Source organism: Exiguobacterium sp. HSB13, from assembly GCF_056764755.1.
In genome coordinates this window covers 1,558,371-1,581,341 of record NZ_JBUZOM010000001.1, presented here as the reverse complement: position 1 = coordinate 1,581,341, position 22,971 = coordinate 1,558,371, and the positions used below count along the sequence as shown (strand labels likewise).

The 22,971-nt window shown below is 48.0% G+C and carries 16 protein-coding genes and 1 other annotated feature; all 16 genes read left to right on the top strand.

Annotation, left to right across the window (positions count from 1 at the left end; genetic code table 11):
* Window positions 1–22: 22 nt before the first annotated feature.
* The 16 genes from ACZGCQ_RS08455 to ACZGCQ_RS08380 all read left to right on the top strand — a co-directional run bounded on the left by ACZGCQ_RS08455 (window position 23) and on the right by ACZGCQ_RS08380 (window position 22,960).
* Window positions 23–1,006 (top strand): hypothetical protein, encoded by a 984-nt coding sequence (locus ACZGCQ_RS08455; protein ID WP_481266016.1) that lies wholly within the window; start codon window positions 23–25, stop codon window positions 1,004–1,006.
* A 110-nt stretch (window positions 1,007–1,116) separates the two neighbouring features.
* Window positions 1,117–2,409 (top strand): trigger factor, encoded by a 1,293-nt coding sequence (gene tig / locus ACZGCQ_RS08450; RefSeq protein WP_029342286.1) that lies wholly within the window; start codon window positions 1,117–1,119, stop codon window positions 2,407–2,409.
* A 234-nt stretch (window positions 2,410–2,643) separates the two neighbouring features.
* Window positions 2,644–3,909 (top strand): ATP-dependent protease ATP-binding subunit ClpX, encoded by a 1,266-nt coding sequence (gene clpX, locus ACZGCQ_RS08445; protein ID WP_023468977.1) that lies wholly within the window; start codon window positions 2,644–2,646, stop codon window positions 3,907–3,909.
* A 69-nt stretch (window positions 3,910–3,978) separates the two neighbouring features.
* Window positions 3,979–6,288, top strand: coding sequence for an endopeptidase La (gene lon, locus ACZGCQ_RS08440; RefSeq protein ID WP_023468976.1), 2,310 nt, complete (start codon window positions 3,979–3,981; stop codon window positions 6,286–6,288).
* Between the two features lies 1 nt (window position 6,289).
* Window positions 6,290–6,871 (top strand): ribosome biogenesis GTP-binding protein YihA/YsxC, encoded by a 582-nt coding sequence (gene yihA, locus ACZGCQ_RS08435; protein ID WP_023468975.1) that lies wholly within the window; start codon window positions 6,290–6,292, stop codon window positions 6,869–6,871.
* Between the two features lie 183 nt (window positions 6,872–7,054).
* A complete protein-coding gene (locus tag ACZGCQ_RS08430; protein WP_481266015.1) occupies window positions 7,055–10,102 on the top strand; it encodes a hypothetical protein in 3,048 nt (1,015 codons plus the stop codon).
* A complete protein-coding gene (locus ACZGCQ_RS08425) occupies window positions 10,103–10,849 on the top strand; it encodes a response regulator (protein WP_481266014.1) in 747 nt (248 codons plus the stop codon).
* Window positions 10,849–11,868 carry a HEAT repeat domain-containing protein gene (locus tag ACZGCQ_RS08420; RefSeq protein ID WP_481266013.1) on the top strand — a complete coding sequence of 340 codons (1,020 nt, stop codon included), beginning with the start codon at window positions 10,849–10,851 and terminating at the stop codon, window positions 11,866–11,868. Before ACZGCQ_RS08425 ends, ACZGCQ_RS08420 begins: the two co-directional genes overlap by 1 nt.
* Window positions 11,858–13,291 carry a glycosyltransferase family 2 protein gene (locus ACZGCQ_RS08415; protein ID WP_326187569.1) on the top strand — a complete coding sequence of 478 codons (1,434 nt, stop codon included), beginning with the start codon at window positions 11,858–11,860 and terminating at the stop codon, window positions 13,289–13,291. The genes ACZGCQ_RS08420 and ACZGCQ_RS08415 overlap by 11 nt, the downstream gene beginning before the upstream one ends.
* A gap of 27 nt (window positions 13,292–13,318) precedes the next feature.
* Window positions 13,319–14,461, top strand: a complete 1,143-nt coding sequence (locus tag ACZGCQ_RS08410) for an AI-2E family transporter (RefSeq protein WP_481266012.1) — start codon at window positions 13,319–13,321, stop codon at window positions 14,459–14,461.
* Window positions 14,462–14,675: 214 nt separating this feature from the next.
* Entirely contained in the window at window positions 14,676–16,016 is a 1,341-nt protein-coding gene (gene hemA, locus ACZGCQ_RS08405) for a glutamyl-tRNA reductase (protein ID WP_410501618.1), read from the top strand.
* Between the two features lie 83 nt (window positions 16,017–16,099).
* On the top strand, window positions 16,100–17,026 hold the full coding sequence (gene hemC / locus ACZGCQ_RS08400) for a hydroxymethylbilane synthase (protein WP_058703856.1): 927 nt from the start codon (window positions 16,100–16,102) through the stop codon (window positions 17,024–17,026).
* Window positions 17,016–17,696, top strand: a complete 681-nt coding sequence (locus ACZGCQ_RS08395; RefSeq protein ID WP_149427687.1) for a uroporphyrinogen-III synthase — start codon at window positions 17,016–17,018, stop codon at window positions 17,694–17,696. The genes hemC and ACZGCQ_RS08395 overlap by 11 nt, the downstream gene beginning before the upstream one ends.
* The gene (hemB, locus tag ACZGCQ_RS08390; RefSeq protein WP_023468970.1) at window positions 17,693–18,682 is read left to right on the top strand and encodes a porphobilinogen synthase; all 990 of its coding nucleotides are present in this window, start codon (window positions 17,693–17,695) and stop codon (window positions 18,680–18,682) included. Before ACZGCQ_RS08395 ends, hemB begins: the two co-directional genes overlap by 4 nt.
* The gene (gene hemL / locus ACZGCQ_RS08385; protein ID WP_481266011.1) at window positions 18,679–19,989 is read left to right on the top strand and encodes a glutamate-1-semialdehyde 2,1-aminomutase; all 1,311 of its coding nucleotides are present in this window, start codon (window positions 18,679–18,681) and stop codon (window positions 19,987–19,989) included. Before hemB ends, hemL begins: the two co-directional genes overlap by 4 nt.
* Before the next feature lie 54 nt (window positions 19,990–20,043).
* Window positions 20,044–20,273, top strand: a binding site (T-box leader).
* Between the two features lie 50 nt (window positions 20,274–20,323).
* Entirely contained in the window at window positions 20,324–22,960 is a 2,637-nt protein-coding gene (locus tag ACZGCQ_RS08380; protein WP_481266010.1) for a valine--tRNA ligase, read from the top strand.
* Window positions 22,961–22,971: the final 11 nt, after the last annotated feature.

Here is a 22,971-nt window from a genome sequence, read left to right as displayed (position 1 = left end):
GAACATGAAGGAGTGCCGGAATATGGGGACATCGCGCTGGATGGAACATGAACTAGAAGTAGAACGAGCGCGGATTCTTCGTTTGTCCGCTTCTAAACAAGAACAATTGATTATGGAATTAGAGACTGACCAATTGACAGGTGAAGATGTCTTACACCGGCTCTATGTCATTCAACCACTCTTAATGCATGACCGTGAACGATTTGAAACAGTGGCGGAACGATTTCTTGAAGTCGAGGGTGTCGAGCAAGTGCTCGCACTCTTTCTTTATGAACTCGGAGAACGGTATCCGATGAAACTCGCTTTGCGCTCAGCGTCACCGTATCTGCCTTATGGGCTCGCGCTTCGATTAGATGAAGTCAAACAACAGATGCGTGTTCGAGAACAAAAGCCGGCAGTTCAAAACAACCCTGTTGCACAGCGTGAAGTAACATCAGCAACGGAATTGATGCATGTGTTGCAACATGGCAGTTGGGTCGAACAAATGCGTCATTTGACCGGTATGGAATTTGAACGGACAACTGAGCTCATTGCATACATCACGCAGAAATATCTTCTGGCGCAAGAGACAGAACATCAAAGTCTACTCGTCATTGATCAGTTATTAGGAAGTGTGCTTCATCACGTGTCATATCCGATAAGCATTCATGTGCCACACTTGGATGTAGACTGGACGATCTCGTCACGCGAAGATTTAGAAGAAATCCTGGTGGTACATCAACAGGAGCAACAAGCGTTACTCGCATCGATGCATTCGTTAGAGCGAATGGATCCGTTCCGAGCATTGCTCGTCTTGCGATCGGATCAACTGATTCATTTTGAAGAACGAGAACGAATCGGATCAGACATGGAAAAGTGGCTCACAGCATGCGAAGAACTCGCAGGTCTAACATTTGAACGTGAAGAACCGGAACGTATCCTCAGTCCGCTGGCGAAGCGGTTATATCGAGCGGCACATATCCTTTATCCAGAAGTCATCGCATTCGAGCAGATTTACTTCGATTGAGACATCTGGAAACGATTCGTTCAACAGTGGTAATCGTCAGAACGATTGTGCTATAATGTGACTTGTTGTACACACATGTACGCTAATTGACAATTTTGGAGGGACTCAGCATGACTGCAAAATGGGAAAAACAATCAGGTAGCCTCGGCGTCCTCACGTATGAAGCGCCTGCTGAAGCATTTGATAAAGCGGTAGACCAAGCGTTCAAGAAAGTCGTTAAGACTTTGAACACACCTGGTTTCCGTAAAGGAAAAATGCCACGCGCAATGTTCAACAAAATGTACGGTGAAGAAGCACTGTACCAAGATGCACTCGACATCCTTTATAAGGACACAATCGAAGGTGCAGTCGTCGAATCAGGAATCGAGCCAATCGCGCTTGAGAACATCGACGTTGAAACACTCGAAAAAGGCAAGCCAGTCGAATTCAAAATCACGTTCGTCATCGAGCCAGAAGCTACACTCGGTGAGTACAAAGGTCTTGAGTACACAGCAGTTGAAACGAACGTTACTGACGAAGACGTCGACGCTGAACTCAAAACATTGCAAGAACGCGGTGCAGAACTCGTCGTTAAAGAAGATGGCGTCATCGAGAATGGCGATACAGTCGTATTCGACTTCGCAGGTTTCGATGGGGAAAACCAATTCGACGGCGGAACTGCTGAGAACTACTCACTCGTCATCGGTTCAGGGAACTTCATTCCTGGATTCGAAGAGCAAATGGTCGGTTTAAAAACTGGCGAGCAAAAAGATCTTGAAGTGACATTCCCAGAGGAATACCACGAAGCATCACTCGCTGGAAAACCAGTTACATTCAAAGTAACGATCCACGAAGTTAAAGCACAAGAGCTCCCTGAATTGACAGATGAGTTCGCAAAAGAAATGGATGAAGAAGTTTCTTCACTCGACGAGTTGAAAACAAAAATCCGTACGCGTCTCGAAAACACACGCAAACAAGAAGCTGATGCTTCAATGCGCGATGAGTTAGTCGAAGCGGCTACGAAAAATGCGACAGTTGATCTTCCAGAAGTCATGGTCGAAAACGAAGTCGAGCGTATGGTTCAAGAGTTCACACAACGTATTCAATCACAAGGCATCGACCTCAACATGTACTTCCAGTTGACTGGAACGACAGAAGAGGCAATGCGTTCTGAAATGAAAGAGCAAGCGGAAGAGCGCGTTAAAGCACGTCTCGTCCTCAAGCAAATCGTTGCTGACGAAAAAATCGAAGTAACAGATGAGGAAACTCAAGCTGAACTTCAATCAATGTCAGAACTCTACAACATCCCTGCAGATCAACTTGAAACGATGCTTGCACCACAAGGTGGTCTTGAAACGCTTAAAGGCGATCTTCAATTCCGTAAAGCTATCGATGTTCTCGTCGACAACGCAAAAGCAAAATAAGCCATTTCATGGTTTTCGATCGACTTCAAGCCCAATTTCTGGTCTTGGAGTCGATTTTTTTGTACGATAGGTCAAACAAGGACAAACGATCCTTGGTTCAGAACATCAAACTGTAAATCGTTCGTCCAGGATTTGAAAGACTTTCCTTGTTCATGCTACAATCATAAATAGTAAAACGTGAGACGGGATGCTACAGGCATCCATACAATTTCCACGTTAAAGGGGTGGACCTTTATGTTTAAATTTAACGAAGAAAAAGGTCAGCTAAAATGTTCTTTCTGTGGAAAGACACAAGAACAAGTACGCAAACTTGTTGCTGGACCTGGCGTTTACATTTGCGACGAGTGTATCGAACTCTGCAATGAAATCGTAGAGGAAGAACTCGGTACTGAAGAAGAAGTCGAGCTGAAGAATGTTCCAAAACCGCATGAAATTCGTACGACACTTGATGATTACGTTATCGGTCAAGAGAAAGCGAAGAAATCATTGTCTGTAGCGATGTACAATCACTACAAACGAATCAATGCTGGTGGTCGTGCAGATGATGTCGAGCTCTCAAAATCGAACATCGTCATGATTGGACCAACAGGTAGCGGTAAGACACTTCTTGCCCAAACGATGGCACGGATCTTGAACGTACCGTTTGCGATTGCCGATGCAACAAGTTTGACGGAAGCCGGTTATGTCGGTGAAGACGTCGAGAACATTCTGTTGAAGCTCATCCAAGCAGCGGATTACGATGTCGAGAAGGCTGAAAAAGGCATCATCTACATTGATGAAATCGATAAGATTGCTCGTAAATCAGAAAACCCGTCGATTACACGTGACGTTTCTGGTGAAGGTGTCCAACAAGCCTTGCTTAAAATTTTGGAAGGAACTGTTGCGAGTGTACCGCCACAAGGTGGACGGAAACACCCACATCAAGAATTCATCCAAATCGATACGACGAACATCTTATTCATCGTCGGTGGCGCATTCGATGGTATTGATCAGTCGATCAAACGTCGTCTTGGTAAAAAAGTCATCGGATTCGGAAACGATTCAGAGAACCGTAACCTTACGCAAAAAGAAATTCTCGCAGCTGCATTGCCAGAAGATCTTCAAAAGTTCGGTTTGATTCCAGAGTTCATCGGTCGTTTGCCGGTCATGGCGACGCTCGAGCCACTTGATGAAGAGGCACTCGTTCAAATCTTGACGAAACCGAAAAACGCCCTCGTGAAACAATATAAGAAAATGCTTCAACTTGATGATGTCGAACTCGACTTCACGGAAGATGCACTTCTTGAGATTGCAAAACTTGCAATCGAACGTAAAACAGGTGCGCGTGGTCTTCGTTCAATCATCGAAGAAACTATGCTTGATATCATGTTCGAAATCCCATCGCGTGAAGACATCGCGAAAGTCATCATTACAGCAGAAACGTTGACTGGTAAACGCGGTCCAACGCTCGAGTTGAAAGATGGTACAATTGAACATGGGAAAGAAAAAGAAACGGCGTAACACCGTGACAAATCGGCTCGGAGGCTACTTGTACGCCTTTCCGAGTCTTTTTGTTTAGGAGGAATTCGAATGAAGAAAAAACAATATCCACTTTTACCGTTACGCGGTGTCGTCGCGTATCCGTTGATCGGATTGACGATTGATGTTGGGCGTCCGGTATCCTTAAAAGCCTTACTTGCATCAAAGGAACACGAGATCGATCTCGTCGTCGTTACGCAACGTGATCCAGAAGCGGAGCCGTCTGTCGACGGGTTGCATCAGGTTGGGACACTTGTTCAAATCGCGAAGATGAGTGAACTCGGGAATGATACGGTCCGTGTCCGCGTCATCGGGAAGGAACGCGTCCGGATTGAAAACGTCGAGGAGACGGACGAGGGCTATCAAGCCGTCATCGAACCAATCGAGAAGATGGACATCAAAGGAGCGAAACAAGAAGCGCTCGTTCGTCTCATCAAAGAACAGTTTGGTCAACTCGTCTCTCGGATCAAAGGAATCGGAACCGATGAACGTCGCCGGTTCGAGACATACGAACGCCTCGATTCATTGACGGACTATATCACGTCGAAGCTACCAATCGATATCTCGAAGAAACAGGAGTTTCTCGAACAACAGGATCCGGTCGAACGAGGATTGATGTTGCTTGATGTCATGAAACACGAATATGAAGTCGTCGAACTCGAACGTGAGATGCGTGAACGGACGAAGAAGACGATTGAACAATCGCAACGCGAGTATTACTTGCGGGAACAATTGAAGACGATTCAACAAGAACTCGGTGGCGAATCAGCTTCTGTTGAAAGCGATGCGACGAAATACCGGGAGCAGCTTGCGATGCTTGATTTACCAGAAACGACGGTTGCGAACGTCGAGAAGGAAATCAGTCGTTTAGCGGTCGTACCGGCGACGAGTCCCGAACATGGGGTCATTCGCAACTATCTCGAATGGTTCTTCTCACTGCCATGGAATGAAGCAACGGACGATTTTTTGAACGTCTCTGCTGCTTCAGAACAGCTTGAAAAGGACCATTACGGTCTAGAGAAGGTCAAAGAACGAATCCTTGAGTATCTTGCCGTTCGTCAATTGACGGACTCATTACGTGGACCGATTCTCTGTCTTTCTGGTCCTCCAGGAGTTGGGAAAACGTCGCTTGCCCGTTCGATTGCCACAGCACTCGAGCGGAAGTTCGTCCGTGTCTCACTTGGTGGCGTGCGCGACGAAGCGGAAATCCGCGGACATCGCCGGACGTATATCGGTGCGATGCCAGGACGGATCATCCGTGGTTTAAAACAAGCAGGAACGAACAACCCGGTCTTCCTGCTCGATGAGATCGATAAGATGTCAAATGACTTCCGTGGTGACCCGTCGTCCGCGATGCTCGAAGTTCTTGATCCGGAACAAAACAACAGCTTTTCTGATCACTATATCGAAGAACCATTCGATTTATCGAATGTCCTGTTCATCGCGACAGCGAACGATGTCTCGAACATTCCCGGACCTTTGCTTGACCGGATGGAACTGATTCAAATCGGTGGCTATACGGAACAAGAGAAGACGGAAATTGCTGTTCGTCATCTCTTATCGAAGCAACTGGCTGAACACGGTCTGAAAAAGAGTCAATTGACAGTCAAAGCAGACGCGCTGGAAGAAGTCGTCCGTCGTTATACACGAGAAGCCGGTGTCCGGAATCTCGAACGTGTCCTCGGCTCTCTTTGCCGGAAAGCAGCGAAACAAATTGCGATGGGTGAGAAGAAGCGCGTGACGGTGACAAAACGTAATCTGGATGATTTCTTAGGTAAACCGATCTACCGCTATGGTCAAGGCGAACTGGAAGATATGATTGGCGCGGTGACTGGTTTAGCGTATACTGCTTTTGGGGGCGATACGTTGACGATCGAAGTCAGCCTTGCTCCGGGTAAAGGGAAATTACAATTAACCGGGAAACTCGGTGACGTCATGCAAGAGTCGGCTCAGACCGCGTACAGCTTCGTCCGAGCGAACGCGACGTCCCTTGGCATCGAACCGAACTTCTACGAAACGCAGGACATCCACATCCACGTTCCTGAAGGTGCCGTACCAAAAGATGGTCCATCTGCTGGGATCACACTTGCGACAGCATTGATTTCTGCCTTGACGAAGCGTCCGGTTCGCCGAGACGTCGGAATGACGGGTGAAATCACGTTACGTGGACGTGTCTTACCAATCGGTGGACTAAAAGAGAAGTCGCTCGCAGCACACCGTGCAGGCTTGACGACCGTTCTTTTACCGCAAGATAATACGCGGGACATCGATGATATCCCGGAAAGCGTCCGCGCAGGAATGGAATTCATTCCAGTCGCGACGATGGAGCAAGTGCTCGAACATGCATTAAAAGGAGAGTAACATGAAAATTTATAAAGCTGATTTTATTACGAGTGGCGTCAATCCGGAACATTATCCGGAGCCATTGTTGCCAGAAGTGGCACTCGCAGGGCGATCGAATGTCGGAAAGTCCTCATTCATCAACAAATTGGTCCAGCGTAAAGCACTCGCGCGGACGTCTTCAAAACCAGGTAAAACGCAAACCTTGAACTTCTTCAACATCAATGATGAAGTCATGTTCGTCGATGTACCCGGTTACGGCTATGCAAAAGTCTCGAAGACGGAACGCGAAGCGTGGGGCAAGATGATGGAAAAGTATTTCACACAACGTGAAATACTCAAAGGTGTCGTACAGCTCGTCGACATCCGACACGATCCGTCTGCGGATGATGTGACGATGTATGATTTCTTGAAGTATTACGATCTACCAGTCATCGTCGTTGCGACAAAACTCGATAAAATCAAAAAGAGTCAACGTGATAAACATATTGCGGCAATCAAACGTAAATTGCAATTTGACGGTCAAGATACCTTGATTCCTTTCTCATCTGAGACAGGAGAAGGCGTCGATGCGGCATGGGAAGCGATTTATCGTCTTCTGTAAAAAAAACGAAACGTTCTGTTCTCCGACAAAAGAGAACGGAACGTTTTTTTGTTAGGGGTAAAGTAATCTAAAAGTAGCATCTAATCATTTCCTTCCATCAATTTTGATTTCCATTATATGAACATCATTTGATTCACGTTACAATGATAGGAACAAATTGTTCTAGTGGGAGGCTATGCCAATATGAGGCGTTACAAATGGACGTTCGCGATCGTCGTCTTACTCATTCTGACACCATTTGCCATTTGGTTCTTGAAACAGGAAAAGACATTAAACATTGCGCTATTTGATTACACGAACGGAACGGAGGAGCGAGAGCATGCCGGAACGACGTGGTTATTGAATCACTTAAAGATCCGAAATGCGCAAGGGCAGGATTATGCGTATTCGGACTACATCAACCGTTATGACGGAACACAAGGTGAAAAAATGTTACAACAAGCCTCTAAAGCAGATGTGCTGTTGTTTACGGATACGTATGGAAAGTCATATGACGTCAACGGAAAAAAAGAACATCGTGGTGGCTTGACGACGGAAGACGTCGAGCTTGCGACCGAAGCGATTTCGCAAGGGAAAACGGTCGTGGCGGAGTTTAATACGGCGGCAAGTCCGACGTCAGTCGAACGGTCCAATGCGTTCCGCCAATTATTCGGAACGGCTTGGACAGGATGGATTGGTCGGTTTTTCCCGGATTTAACAAAACTGCAAGGTCTTGAGAAGAACGTCGTAGCTCAATTAAAAGCGCAGGCGAAAGAAAAAGAATTCAAACTATCTGGTCCAGGTTATGTCTTTATCAATGACTCAACAGAAAAAGCATTCTTTGTTAATGATGACACGCCGCTTCTCTATAAATGGGATAAAAACAAAGGCAATGCAAAAGATGAGGTCCGTTATAACTACTGGTTTGAGATTTTAGAGCTAGACGGTGGCGAGCAACAAGCGCATTTTTCTTGGAAACCGTCAAAACAAACCCAAGCGATGCTTCGGAAATATCAGTTGCCGCTTGAATTCCCAGCGTATGTCACGCAAGGAAGTGGACACTATTTTGCTGGGGACTACACTGATGTCGCGGATATCCCGCGCTACTATCGATATAGTGGGCTCGATTGGTTCCGCAAACAGTTCATTCTCGATAGTGCAGAGAGTGAATCAGCATTCTTTTGGAAGATTTATGCCCCGACACTGACACGAATTTTAGAAGATACAAAACGTGTCTCGACGCAGGCTGCGAAAGTTAAGCCACTCTCTCAAACGAAAGTCGGTAATCAAGAACTACGAACTCGAGCACGTGAAGGACAAGACACACTTGAAATGTACCAAGATGGCGAATGGAAGCCATATTTCGTCAAAGGCGTCAACGTCGGACTCGGTCGACCCGGTGCATTTCCCGGGGAACATGCGATCAGTCGTAATGAATACGATCGTTGGCTAAAGGAAATTGGTGAGTTGGGCGTCAATACAATTCGAATATATACGCTTCATCCACCGGCTTTCTATGATGCACTAAAAGCCTATAATGAACGTGCAAAACAACCGATTTATCTGATGCAAGGTATGTGGGTCGAGGAAAAACCATTCGAAGAGTTGAAGAACGCTTTTGAGCCAGACTTCTTGAAGATGACCGATACGGAAGCAAAACGAATGGTCGATGTCATTCATGGCAACGCCGTCGTCAAGGAAGTCGTTGGTCATGCTTCTGGAACATATACATCGGACGTTTCGCAATACGTTTCAGCATTCGTCTTTGGAATCGAATGGTTACCGGAAGCCGTCGTTGAGACGAATAAAAAGAACAAAGGCACACGATTTGAAGGGAAGTACGTGACGACGACAAAAGAGGCGTCACCGTTTGAATCGTGGCTTGCCGGTCGGATGGATACAGCGACAGCACATGAAATTAAAGAGTACGGAACGACTCGACCAATTGGTTCGACGAACTGGCCGACGACGGATCCGTTGAAACACCCGAAAGAAGTTGAAGAAGAGCAAGATCTCGTCTCGATCGACTTCAATCATTTGAAAGCAACGAAGGATTTCCCTGGTGGCTTGTTTGCGTCTTATCACATCTATCCGTATTATCCTTCGTTCATCAAGGAAGAATACAGCCAAAAAGCAGACAAGGGCTCTGAATCATACGCTCGTTATTTGAAAGAAATGAAAGACTATCATGAGATGCCGTTACTCGTATCAGAATTCGGCATTCCAAGCTCACGCGGTAAGACACACCTTGGACCGAATGGTTTTGATCAAGGACATGTCAGTGAAAAGAAACAAGGTGAACTCGTCGCGCAGCTCTATCAGGACATCAAGGACGTCAATACGGCCGGTGGACTTGTCTTCATCTGGCAAGATGAATGGTTCAAACGGACGTGGAACACGATGGATTATGATGATGCGGATACTCGTCCACGCTGGTCGAATGTCCAGACGAGTGAACAACATTTCGGGATGCTTGGTTTCCTTCGTTCGGACATCGTCATTGACGGAAAACTGGATGACTGGAAAGGATATGCTCCAGTTGCTGAAAATAAGGATCAAGCGATTTACATGACTTCTGACGAGGCATATCTCTACTTGCGCATCGATCGGAAGAAAGCAGAGCCGACGACACTTGCACTATCGACGAAACCGAATGATGGGAATACGAAAGTCGGTCCGTTGACGCTTGACGAAGGAGCCGAATATCGCCTGACGATTGATCAGACAGCGCGTATCGATGTCGATGCTCGCTATGACATCTTCCGTTATCATTACGGTTTGAAGATGCCGTTTGAGATGGTGAAACCGCCATCTGATCAAAAAGATAGCGGTAAGTTCGTTCCAATCTATCAAATGCTCGATTATGCAAGACGAGATCCGGTGACGAAAAAAATCGTCAAACCAGCCGTTAAATGGGACACAGGTGTTTTACACGAAGGAGAACCGGATGACATCTTGACGGATATCTCAGATGTGATGAAACCAACCGTCGAACTCCGTATTCCATGGATGGTCTTGAATATGCGTGACCCTAGTAAACACGAAATCATCGGCGACTTCTGGAAAGATGGGCTTGAAGCGAAGATGATCACAGAAGGAATCGAAGTCACAGGTAAAGTCGGTGAGACACGCATTCCAGAGAAGGATCGTGGTTTCTACAACTGGGCGGAATGGACGAATCCGCAGCAACGTGAAGAATTGAAGCCGGTCTATCATACGATGAAAAAAGCATTCACTGAGGGAGGGAACTAAATGCGGCGTGAAGAGATGTGGAAGTTAATCAATCAGTCGTTTGAGTCAACAAGTCAAGATCGTGAAATCAGTTCAACGATTGAATGGACGGAAGAGGTTGTCCGACAATCGTCGACGAACACCTTGTTCGTGCACACGGTCGGACAAATGCCGGAGACGGTCAATGGTCTGATCGAGGAAGGGTGGTGCGTGCGGACGGACATCTCGTATGCCGATGTCGTCCTCGCGAGTGAACCCGTCATCGAGGAACGAATCCCCGTCGTCTATTTTAATACGGAATCCTCTTTCTATGGGTTAGAAAATGCACGCGAAATTTTACCGGCGACGCTGTCGCGGGAGCTTGTTCTCGATCGCCTTGCACGCTATAAAAAAATCCAGCATATCGTGGAGGTCGTCGTCGTAACGGAAGATCCACATATCCGCCGGATGATGGAACGGGAACTGATGGAACGATTCGAACGGTTCGTAACGTTTGAACGAGCGGAGACGTTCCTTGATGAGTATGTGGCATCCCGTCCGTACTTGCTCGTGTTCACGTCCGCATTACCGCGAGCAGATGGACTGGAATTGTTGTTGCGGGCAAAACAACAAAGTATCGCGCCATTCCAATCGATGATGATCTCGATGTATAACCGCGAACGAGATCACGTCCTAGCGATTGATCGTGGTGTTGATTACATCATGACGCTTCCACTGAAAATCGAAGAGTTCCGTGCGTGGATCCGAAAAGTCGAGGACGGCCGATGATGCAGGCGATTCTAGTATTCATCGTCGTACTCGTTTTCTTACAAGGTGGGGCACTGATCTATCTTGTCGTCCAAAAACGACAACGTGCCAACCGCGAGCATGCATGGCGTGATTGGCAACTCGCCTTTCGAGATGACATCTATGACTATGCGACAGGGGAACGACAGGACATGCCGACGATTCAAAAAGGAAACGAGGATTTAGCGGAGCTTGAACTGTTCGCCCTGTCCAATTTAACGGCAACACCGGCACATCTCGAACGAGTGCAAGCATTCGTCGCTGCCAATATGCAATCGTATTATGAACAACAATTGAAGCATCGCCGGATTGATCGCCGCTTGAACGCCTATGAAGCGGTGTCTCAATTCCGTTTGGTCGCAGTCGCGCCAATGATTCATGCGCGTTGGGGAAAGGCAATTGAAAAAGAGGAGAGCGATGTCATCGTCCGCACACTCGTGTCACTATCCGAACAAGATGCCATCGCGATCGCTAAACAAGAAAATGACATCAGCTTCTTTGGTGCGATTCTTGCGGTCGGACGTAGCCAAGACTTGGCGGAATGGGTGACTGCGTTTGAAGAATTAACGTTGTCCTTTAGGTTAGCGATTCTTCAGCTGATCTTTGACCGCGATGAAACACGTTATATCACGCTCGTTCGTGACAAGACAACAGATGAAAATCCAGAAATCCGAAAACGTGCCCTTCGTGCACTCACGCGAATCGGACTTGAGGAAGACTGGAAATTGTATGTCCCATACTTGGAAGAAGAATCGAGTTGGGTCGAGCAAATGCTTGCTCTTCGTTTCTTAGAACATGTCGTTCCAGACGATGCGATACCAGCGATCTTGCCGTTTGTCGGTAGTCGATCGTGGTGGGTTCGGACGGCAGCCTTCGATGCGTTACTTTCTTGCGGTGGGATCGAACAGTTGGCGAAAGTATCAAGTACACACCCCGACCGCTATGCGCGTCAAAAAGCAACAGAACGGTTGGCAAAGGAGATGAAACATCATGTCGTCTGAGACAATCCAAGCCATTATTGAAGTCCTTTCCTGGACCGTATTGATTTATATGCTACTCGTCATCGTGTTCTATTCGACGCTGTACCTGATTTCAGCTCAGATGGTGCGACGACAACGTTTCCGCCGGAAAGAGAGCTCCTACTTGCCGCTGATGCGGTCACTCTATACACGACCGGTCAGTATCCTTGTTCCAGCCTATAATGAAGAATATACGATCGTGTCGAGTGTTCAAGCCTTGCTAGCGCTTGACTACCCAGAGCATGAGGTGCTCGTCATTAACGATGGTTCAAAGGACGGCACGATGGATGAACTGTTTCGTGCGTATGAGTTGGAGAAAGAAATCCAGTATCCACGTATCTTGATCGGTTCAAAACCAATCAAGCAGGTCTATCGATCCCGGATTGATAGTCGTTTGATCGTCATCGATAAAGAGAATGGTGGAAAAGCAGATGCCCTGAATGCCGGTATCGATCACTCGAGTTATCCGTATTTCTGTTCACTCGACGCGGATTCGATTTTAGAGCGTGATGCGTTGTTGAAAGTTATGAAGCCGATCGTCGAGTCAGATGAAGAAGTCGTCGCGACATGTGGTTCGATCTTCCTCGTTAACGGTTGTACGATCGAAGGCGGCGAAATCGTCGAGATTCGGACACCAAAACAACGGATCGTCCTGATGCAGATGATTGAATATTTCCGAGCGTTCCTGTTTGGTCGCCTTGGTCTTAGCCGTTTCAATATCTTATTGATCGTCTCCGGTGCCTTCGGATTGTTCCAAAAGAACATCGTCGTACAGGCAGGTGGGTATAAGGAAGGGCTTGTCGGTGAGGACATGGAGCTTGTCGTTCGTTTGCACAGGTACATGAAAGAAAATAAGCTCGATAAACGCATCGAGTACGTTCCGGCACCGGTTTGTTGGACACAAGCTCCTGAGTCGATGGAAGTGTTACGTTCACAGCGAACACGTTGGCATCGTGGTCTTGCTGAGACGTTGTGGACGCATAAACGGATGATTGGCAATCCGAAATATGGCTCTGTTGGTAGCGTTTCGATGTTGTATTTCTTTTTGATTGAACTACTCGGTCCCATCGTCGAACTGATTGGTTATTTCATCATTCCGCTCAATCTACTCGTCGGTACACTCAACTTTGAATTTGGGATCGTCTTATTAGTCGTCGCTTTACTCTACGGTTCCTTATTATCAGCAGGTGCCGTATTATTGGAAGAGTGGACGATGCACCGATTCAAGAACGTCAAGGAATTGATTCGGTTGTATCTATGGTCTTTGACCGAGTCGTTCTGGTACCGTCCGATTCTTGTTTTCTTCAAATTAGGAGGATTGATTCAATTCTTGACGGGTCGAGGAAACTGGGGACAGATGGAACGCCAACGTCTCGAAGACGTCACCGAGGAAAAAGTCGGCTGACGAATAGGTATGAGGGGGATAAGTTAGGTGGAGTTGTTACGAAACAAATGGTTCAAAGCATTAATCTGGGTATTGATGATTTTTCTCGTCATCTGGGTTGGAACGAAGATTTCATTTTTATTCCAGCCGATTCGAGTCATGTTGGCCTTGATTTTCCCGCCATTGATCATCGCAGGGATCTTCTATTACTTTACGCTCGGTATCGTGGATGCGTTGCAGAAGCGGGTCAAGAAGCGTGGTCTTGCCGTGCTGATCGTCTTGCTTGGTTTCATTACAATCCTGACGATTGCGGTTGCATCCATCGGACCGATCTTAGTCGAACAGGTGACAGATTTTGCGACAAGCATTCCGACGCTTGTCGTTGAATTGCGCGATCAGACGTTAAATTTACGCGATCAATTGATGAACAATCGTTTCATCTCGACATGGGTACACGAGAATACGGACTTGTTTGATAAGTGGACGAATGAAGCAACGTCGTATATCGGCACAGTCTTTAAGTCTGTCTCGACGTCTGTCGGAACGATTTTCGGTGTCATCTCTTCGACGGTCTTAATCATCGTCTTAGTACCGTTCATCTTAGTCTACATGTTGCTTGACGGCTATAAGTTTCCGGATTCTGTCGTGAAGCTGTTGCCGAAAAGCTATGAAACAGAAACGCGTAAAATCTTGCACGACATGCACGTAACAGTGAAGCATTACGTCAATGGACAGGTCATCGTCTCGATCTGTGTCGGTCTCATGTCATTGATTGGCTTCTTCATCGCCGATATTCAATATGCGTTACTGCTTGCTTTATTTTGTACGGTCACGAACATCATTCCGTATCTTGGTCCCTACATCGGTGCTGTACCGGCGGTCATCGTCGGGTTCATCGATGATCCAATCAAAGCGGTTTATGCGATCATCACGATTGTCGTCGCGCAGCAAATCGAGTCGAACTTGATTTCTCCTTATGTCCAAGGAAAGACACTCAAGGTTCATCCGTTGACGATTATCATCGTCTTGCTCGTTGCCGGAAAAATCGGTGGAATCATCGGTGTCATCTTGGCGGTTCCAACATACGCAGTTTCAAAGGTCGTCATTCAAAATATCGCTCGGATCTATCGTTTACGTCAGCAACGTCTCGACGTACCGGACGTGACGGTATCACCAAAATCCTTGAAGTAAAGTGTAACCCTCTGACCTTTTTAGGAGCAGAGGGTTTGTGATTTTCAAGAGAGAGGGATAAGGTAGAAGAAGAGAAAAAATGAAGAAGATTTCACAACTTCGACTCATTTTAGTTTATAAATTGATTGGAATCTTTTTTATAATGGTTATAATGTAGGATAGAGAACGAAAAGATAGATCGGAACGAAATCTTTGGACGTAAGGGGTAGAGCGCATGCATATCGTAGTGGTCGGCTTGAATAACAAAACAGCGCCTGTATCAATACGCGAACAAGTCTCATTTGGGGAGCATGAGATGAAGGGAGCGGTCGTCGCATTGCGCGATGAAAAAAGTATTTTTGAAAGTGTCATCGTCTCGACATGTAATCGGACGGAACTGTACGTCGTGACGGATCAGCCACATACAGGACGGTATTATACGAAACGTTTCCTTGCAAACTGGTTCGGTTTGACGATGGAGGAACTCGAGCCGTATCTCTTCATTCATGAAGGGTTCGATGCGATGAAGCATCTGTTCCGCGTGACAAGTGGACTTGATTCGATGATCGTCGGTGAAACGCAGATTCTTGGTCAAGTCAAGACAAGCTTCTTCATGGCGCAAAAGCTTGAAACGACAGGAACGGTCTTCAATAAACTCTTCAAAGAAGCGGTCACGCTCGCCAAAAGGGCTCACGCAGAAACTGGAATCGGTGAAAATGCCGTTTCTGTCAGTGCTGCTGCTGTCACGCTTGCCGAACAGTTACTCGGATCGCTTGAAGATAAATCAATCGTTGTCATCGGTGCGGGAGAAACCGGCGAATTGACGACGCTCAACTTATATGAAGCAGGGGCACGCGATATCACGGTCTTTAACCGGACGTTAGCTAAAGCAGAAGAGGTCGCGAATCGGTTCGAAGGATCGGCACATTCGATTAACGAGATGCAGTGCGGTTTGCTTCGGGCAGACATCGTCATCTCTTCAACCGGTGCAAAACGTGCCATCATCAAACGCGAAGACATCGCGGCAGCACAGCTGTTCCGGCACGATCGTCCATTCCTCTTGATCGATATCGCCGTACCACGCGACATCGAACCAACCGTCGGTGACTTGCCAGGTGTTCATTTGTACGATGTCGATGATCTGACATCGATCGTCCAACAAAACATGGCGGAACGGATGAAGGAAGCAGCGAAGATCGAACGACGGATTGAAGCGGCGATTGCTGAGTTCGAAGGTTGGATGACGACACTGGGTGTCGTACCAATCATCACGGAATTACGAGACCAGGCGTTACGCATTCAACAAGAAACGATGCAAAGCTTGGAACGGAAATTACCGGAGATGTCGAAACGTGAAAAAACCGTCATTGGCAAACATATGAAATCAATCATCAACCAGTTGTTACGTGAACCGTTGTCTTATATTAAAGATGCTGCAGCGAAACCAGATGCCGATGAGCGGATTGCGCAGTTCATGGATACGTTTGCATTAAACGAAGACTTGTTCGAAGGGCTCGAAGATGACGTCATGACATCAGAAGAGACGACACCTTCTGCAAAAGCTGTGAACCGGTGAACAAAGCACGATTTGTGTTACAATAGAAAATGCATGGGGCGGACTTGTGCCGCCCCTTTATCATTGTACAGGGGGATTTTAGCATGCGAAAAATCATTGTTGGATCGCGAAGCTCGAAGCTTGCGATGACACAGACGAAATGGGTCATTGACCAGTTGAAACAAGCCGGCGCGCCGTATGAGTTCGAAATCAAGAACATCATCACAAAAGGGGACCGCATTTTAGATGTGACGCTCTCGAAAGTCGGCGGTAAAGGATTATTCGTAAAAGAGATCGAGCAGCAGATGATTGACGAAGAAATCGATTTTGCCGTTCACAGCATGAAGGATCTACCTTCTGAATTACCGGACGGTCTCATCATCGGTGCAACACCAGCGCGTGTCGATGCGCGTGATGCCTTGATCACGAAAACAGGCGAAGGTCTTGCTTCCTTGCCGGAAGGTGCGGTTGTCGGCACGAGCAGTTTACGTCGTGGGTCGCAATTGCTAAAACTCCGCCCTGATTTAAAAATCGAATCGATTCGCGGAAACATCGACACACGACTCGATAAATTAAAGAATGGTCCGTTTGACGGGATCCTGCTCGCAGCAGCTGGTCTACAACGGATGGGTTGGTCTGAAGACGTTGTCTCGGAATATCTCTCGACAGATGACATGATTCCAGCTGTCGGTCAAGGAATCCTCGGTATCGAATGTCGCGAACATGACCAAGAAGTACGTGACCTTCTGCACCTGATCCATGATCAGATGACGGAAAAAGTAGCTTACGCAGAGCGCGCTTTCCTAGCGGCGATCGAAGGTAGCTGTCACGTTCCGGTCGGTGGATTCGCAACGATCAACGAAGATCTGTCAACAACACTCGTCGGATTCATTGGATCCGTCGATGGAGAGCAAATCCTACTCGAGCGCGAATCAGGTCTTGACCCGATGCAACTCGGTCAAGATGTTGCCGAACGTCTGCTTGCTTCGGGCGGTCGTGAGATTCTCGCGACACTTCCGGATGACTTGTAAGCAGGTACTCTTCACGGGCAGCCGACCACCGACGACCGAGCAGATGGCGCGACTGCGCGCCGTCGCGATCGAGTCAGTGCACTATCCTGTCATTGAAACGCGACCGGTTTCGTTTACATTGCCGAAGGGAATTGATTGGCTCATCGTGACGAGTCCGAATGGTGTCCACCGGATTGCTGATGCGTTGCCTGAATTAGCAGCAACGCGTATCGCGGTCGTCGGACGAAAGACGGCAGACGCACTTGCGAAGTACGGTCGAACAGCAGACTTCTGTCCGTCGACATTTACAGGAGACGCACTCGTCGCAGAACTCGGACCACACTTGTCTGACGGCGATCATATCGTCTTTGCGCGAGGGAACCGATCGCGGCAAGCGCCGGTCGATCAGTTACGAAACCTGAATCGATATACGATCGAAGATATCATCACCTATGAAACCGTCACTCGTCGGCTACCTGAAGCACTTGTCAGAACAGCCACCTATATTGGACTGCAGAGTCCTTCCGCTGTCGAAGCGATTGCTCCACTATCCCCGCAGACGACGTTCATCGTCATTGGGACGATTACGGAGCAAGCAGCAAAAGCAGCCGGACTTCAACCGATCCATGTCGCCCGTGAATTCACGGTAGACGGCATGATTGATCGTATCATTGAGGAGGAATCAGCATGAACACATTAGAATACGCACGTCACCGTCGTTTACGTCATACCGCATCACTCCGATCACTCGTTCGCGAGAACCAGTTGCATAAATCAGATTTAATTTATCCGATTTTCGTCGCTGAAGGCGAAGATATTAAACGCGAAGTCAGCTCGATGCCTGGCGTCTTCAACTTATCACTTGATCATTTGACGGCTGAGATTGAAGAAGTCGTCGCACTCGGAATCGAATCTGTTATCTTATTCGGTGTTCCGCATGACCACTTGAAAGACGAGCAAGGATCAGGTGCGTTTCACGATCACGGGATCGTTCAAGAAGCGACACGTCTCGTCAAGAAGGTTGCCCCGCAGCTAACGGTCATCGCCGACACATGCTTATGTGAATATACGTCGACAGGTCACTGTGGGATTGTCGCCGACGGTACGGTCGATAATGATGCGTCATTACCGCTTCACGTCAAGACAGCGATCTCACAAGCTCGCGCGGGTGCCGACGTCATCGCTCCATCATCGATGATGGACGGATTCGTCGCAGCCATTCGTCAAGGATTAGACGAGAACGGCTTCAGCCATATTCCAGTCATGAGCTATGGTGTTAAATATGCGTCTGCTTATTACGGTCCATTCCGTGATGCAGCGAACTCGGCACCGGGAGAAGGCGACCGGAAAGGTTATCAAATGGATCCAGCAAACCGTCGCGAAGCGTTCCGCGAAGCAACAGCGGACGTCGATCAAGGAGCTGACTTCATGATCGTTAAACCTGCGCTTGCGTTCATGGATATCATTCGTGATGTGCGCGAGCGAATTGATCTACCGATCGTCGCGTATAACGTATCGGGTGAGTATGCAATGGTCAAAGCCGCTGCCTTGAACGGCTGGATCGACGAAGAACGAATCGTCCTTGAGACGATGCTTGGCTTTAAACGAGCAGGCGCTGATTTAATCATCACCTATTTCGCAAAAGACATTTGTCGTTACCTGGAGGGGTCGAAATGAGCTTAATTAACCAGAACTCAAAATCAAAAGAAGCATTCGAGCGGGCACTCCCGCTCATGCCGGGTGGTGTCAACAGTCCGGTCCGTGCTTATAAATCGGTCGGGATGACACCGATTTTCGCAGATCATGCGAAAGGATCAAAGCTCTATGATATCGACGGAAAAGAGTATATCGATTATGTCTTGTCATGGGGACCAATGATTCTCGGTCATGCCGATCCAATCGTCACTTCTGCGATCCAAGAACAAGCGACACGTGGCTGGAGCTACGGGACACCAACGGAAATCGAATCAGCGATGGCGGAAGTCGTCATCAGTCGGGTGCCGTCGGTCGAAGTCGTCCGGATGGTCAACTCAGGGACAGAAGCGACGATGGCAGCGCTTCGTCTCGCACGCGGCTACACAGGTCGGACGAAAATCCTCAAGTTCGAAGGCTGTTACCATGGTCACGGTGACTCGCTCTTGATCAAAGCGGGTTCAGGTGTCGCGACACTCGGACTACCGGATTCACCAGGAGTTCCTGCGCAAATCGCGAGCATGACGCTGACGGTTCCGTACAACGATTTGGACGCTGTCCGGATCGCGTTTGAAAAACACGGCGACGATATCGCTGGTGTCATCGTCGAACCGGCTGCTGGGAACATGGGCTTCGTGCCACCAGAACCAGGATTCCTCGAAGGCTTACGGGAAATCACGGCGGAAAACGGTGCCTTACTGATCTTTGACGAAGTCATGACTGGTTTCCGTGTTGGATTCCACTGTGCACAAGGGCACTTCGGTGTCACACCAGACATCACGTGTCTCGGCAAAGTCATCGGCGGCGGAATGCCGGTCGGTGCTTACGGCGGACGTCGGGACATCATGGAACAGATCGCACCACAAGGTCCAATCTATCAAGCGGGTACGTTATCCGGGAACCCACTCGCGATGGCAGCGGGTCTAGCAACACTGACACAATTGAAACCAGAACACTATGCAGAGTTCGACCGGAAAGCGAGCCGTCTGTCGGAAGGTTACTTGAACGCTGCGGCGAAATACAACATTCCGCTGACGACGAACCGCGCAGGCGCGATGTTTGGTGTCTTCTTCACGGATGAACGCGTCACGAACTTCGAAAAAGCGAAAACATCAAACCTTGAGATGTTCCGTTCGTATTATCAAAAAATGGCGGCGCGTGGTGTCTTCTTACCACCGTCACAATTCGAAGGTCTTTTCCTGTCGATTGCCCATACGGACGAAGACATCGAGCGGACGATCGAGGCCGTCGAACTGACGTTCAAGGAACTTCAAGTCGAATTTGGTCGTTAAGCAGTTCTTGACGATTGCTTGAAGTCTCGGCTAAAATAAGTAAAGAAGAAAATGGCAACAGCGATGACGGGAAGAGTAGTCCTGTATTCGTACCGGCGTAGAGAACACATCCTTGGCTGAAAGATGTGACGGACGAACAGGAGGAAGGTCACCCCACGAGCTGGTATCGTGAGTCTTACGAGCGATATCCGTCCTCCACACGTTACGTGGCTCGAGGGCATCCGATTGTGGATGAACTAAGGTGGTACCGCGGAAAAAAGCAACGGCTTTCTTTCGTCCTTAGCATAGGACGAGAGAAGCCGTTTTTATTATGGACAAAAAGGGAGCGATCAGGATGCAGGAATTATCAATGCCAACGAAGTATGATCCGCAGGCAACGGAAGAAAAATGGTACGACTTTTGGGTGAAAGGTGACTATTTCAAAGCCGATCAGGATCCAGAAAAAGAGCCGTACACGATCGTTATTCCACCACCGAACGTCACCGGTAAATTGCACCTTGGTCACGCGTGGGACACGACGTTACAAGACATGTTGACACGGATGAAACGGATGCAAGGATTCGACGTTCTTTATTTACCAGGAATGGACCATGCCGGTATCGCGACACAAGCAAAAGTCGAACAAAAACTGCGGGCAGAAGGACAATCACGTCTTGAAATGGGGCGCGAGAAATTCCTCGAGCAATCATGGGCATGGAAAGAAGAGTACGCATCAACAATTCGTGCACAATGGGCAAAACTTGGTCTTGGACTCGATTACTCACGTGAGCGTTTCACGCTCGACGAAGGATTGTCGGAAGCCGTTCAAGAAGTCTTCGTGAAACTTTACGAAAAAGGCTTGATTTACCGCGGCGAATACATCGTCAACTGGGACCCGGCGACAAAAACAGCGATCTCGGATATCGAAGTCATCTACAAGGATATCGAAGGTGCGTTCTATCACTTCAGCTATCCACTAACGGACGGTTCAGGTCACGTTGAACTAGCGACGACACGTCCGGAGACGATGCTCGGTGATACAGCGATTGCCGTAAACCCGAAGGATGAGCGTTACGCTCACCTCGTCGGAAAAACAATCACGTTACCAATCGTTGGTCGCGAGATTCCGATCGTTGCCGATGATTATGTCGATATGGAGTTCGGTACAGGTGTCGTTAAGATTACGCCAGCCCACGATCCGAACGACTTCGAAGTAGGTAACCGTCACGAGTTACCACGTGTCCTCGTCATGAATGAAGATGGAACGATGAACGAGAACGCAGGAAAATACGAAGGTATGGATCGTTTCGAATGCCGTAAGCAGATTGTTGAAGATTTAAAAGCAGAAGGTGTTTTGATTAAAATTGAGCCACACTTGCACTCTGTCGGTCACTCGGAGCGTTCAGACGCGATCGTTGAGCCGTATCTCTCACTCCAATGGTTCGTTAAAATGGAACCACTCGCGCAAAAAGCACTCGAGGAGCAACAAGGACCAGACAAGGTCAACTTCGTTCCACAACGCTTTGAAAACACGTACGTACGCTGGATGGAAAACATCCGTGACTGGTGTGTCAGTCGTCAACTCTGGTGGGGACACCGGATTCCAGCTTGGTACCATAAAGAAACAGGCGAAGTTTATGTTGGTAAGGAAGCACCAGCCGACCTCGAGAACTGGGAGCAAGACAACGATGTTCTCGATACATGGTTCTCGTCAGCGCTTTGGCCGTTCTCAACAATGGGGTGGCCGAATACGGACGCAGCGGATTATCAAAAATACTTCCCGACGTCGACACTCGTTACGGGTTACGACATCATCGCCTTTTGGGTATCACGGATGATCTTCCAATCGTACGAATTCACAGGACAACGTCCATTCCAAGACGTCTTGATCCACGGATTAATTCGTGATTCGGAAGGACGCAAGATGTCGAAATCCCTCGGGAACGGAATCGACCCGATGGATGTCATTGAGAAGTATGGTGCCGATTCACTCCGGTGGTTCTTAACGACAGGATCGACGCCAGGGAACGATCTTCGTTTCTACTGGGAAAAGATCGAAGCAACATGGAACTTCTCGAATAAACTGTGGAACGCAAGCCGTTTTGCCCTGATGAACATGGATGGTCTAACGTTTGATCAGATCGATTTGACAGGCGAGAAGTCACTCGCAGATAAATGGATCTTGACACGCTTACAGACGACAATCGACGATGTAACACGTCTGTCGGATAAATATGAGTTTGGTGAAGCAGGACGTATTCTCTATCACTTCATCTGGGAAGACTTCTGTAACTGGTACATTGAGATGGCAAAATTACCACTCAACGGGGAAGATGAAGCAGCGAAACAGACGACGCGTTCGGTTCTTGCCTATACGCTCGACCGGATCATGCGTCTGATGCATCCATTCATGCCGTTCATCACGGAAGAAATCTGGCAACACTTACCGCATGAAGGCGAGACAATCACACGTGCCGCGTGGCCAACACGTGAAGCATTACTCGACTTCCCGGAAGCTGTTCCAGCATTCGAAGCGGTTCAGAACGTCATCCGTTCGGTTCGTAACATCCGCGCGGAAGTGAACGCACCGATGTCGAAACAGATCCAACTATTCATCTCAACGAATGACGCACGTGTTCAAGACGACTTATCGTCAAACAGCTCGTACTTGCAAAAGTTCACGAACGCATCTGAACTTCGAATCGAAGAGCAAATGCCAGCACCAGAAAAAGCGATGAGTGCGATCGTAACGGGGGCAGAATTGTTCATCCCACTCGCGGACTTGATCAACATCGAGGAAGAAATCGCGCGCTTGAATAAAGAACTCGTCAAGTATACGAAAGAAGTCGAACGGGTCGAGAAAAAACTCAACAACCCTGGCTTCGTCGGCAAAGCACCAGCACATGTCATTGATGAAGAAAAAGCGAAGGCACTTGATTATACGGAAAAACGTCAAGCTGTCGAAGCACGCATCAACGAACTCTCACACTAATAACAGTAGTG